We start from the raw sequence: 1,256 nt of genomic DNA, 5'->3' as shown, positions 1-1,256 counted from the left end.
ATCCTGGACATTTCTTCGATTGGCCACGCCTTCAAAAAGCAGGTTTCCCCATCCGGCACGGATAACTTTCAGACGGCCTGAACACTGATTGGCAGACATAATGCTGTCACAACCGTTTATTTTCGTTATAATTCAGCTATTCATTCGGACGCATAAAGTCCGGCTCCAACGAACTTCCCACGCAGCAAGATTCCGCACCCTGAAAAAGACGGAATGCTGCCTTTTTAAAAAGTGATTACTCCATGATTTTCATCGTCTTAGCCCTCGCCGCCCTTTTGGCTGTCATCGGTTACAATATGTACCAGGAAAACCAATACCGCAAACAAGTGCGCGAACAATTCGGCCATTCCGATAAGGATGCACTTTTGACCAGCAAAACCAAGCACGTCCGCGACAGCAAAGAAACCGGCGGCCAAGGTTTGTTTATCAAGAAAAACAAAAAAACCGAAGAGGCATTGCGCAACCTGCAAGAGCAAGATGAAATCTACGCGGCAAAAGCCAAACTGGCTCATCCTGCCCAACTTAAAACCGATGTCGAGCTGGCCGTGGAAGACGACTTTTCCGCAGAAGAAAAAGTTCAACACACCGTTATCGGCTTGAACAACGAAATTACCGTAAGCCCAGCCGAAGCCGCTTCTGCTCCGGTTGAAACCACAGCCGAGCCTGTGGCACAAGTACCATTGATCAGCTTGGATGAATTGTCTCAAGTCGAGTTACCTTGGTTTGACCCGCGCTTCGACTACATGGCCTACATCTCCCTGAAACAAGCCCAAGAATTGCACGCCCTGCCGCGCCTTTCCGGCACTCACCGCTTCCAAATCATCGGTTGCACCATGGACGATCATTTCCGCGTTGCCGAGCCGATTCCGGGTGTTTACTACCAAGGCTTCGTCATGGGCCTGCAAGCTGTCAGCCGCAACGGTTTGGCCGCGCGTGAAGAGTTGCAACAATTCGACCAACAGGTTGATGCTTTTGCCCAACTGATGGACGGCAAAGTTTTGCATACCGACTTGGACGCTTTCACCGAAGTCGCGCAAGCCCTCGACCAATTCTGTGCGCGTGTTGACCAAACCATCGCCATTCACTTAGTTTCCCATTCCAATATCAGCGGCGTAGAATTGCGTGCCGCCGTGGAAGATACAGGCTTCAAACTGGGCGAAGACGGCGCGTTCCATTTCGGCGACAACAACAACCCTCAATTGTTCTCCATCCATACTTTGGACAACAAACCGTTTACCAATCCTCTGTTGGACAAC

The 1,256-nt window shown here is 50.4% G+C and carries 1 protein-coding gene; it reads left to right on the top strand.

The genetic code is table 11. The features are described 5' to 3' along the window. Positions 1-242: 242 nt before the first annotated feature. Positions 243-1,256 (top strand): cell division protein ZipA C-terminal FtsZ-binding domain-containing protein (locus ACTHUR_RS11380; protein ID WP_440398641.1); only part of this gene is annotated, 1,014 nt, incomplete at its 3' end.

It is taken from the genome of Neisseria sp. P0021.S007, assembly GCF_051956855.1.
Note: the sequence above shows the minus strand (reverse complement) of the source record. Positions and strands in the feature narration are given on the sequence as shown.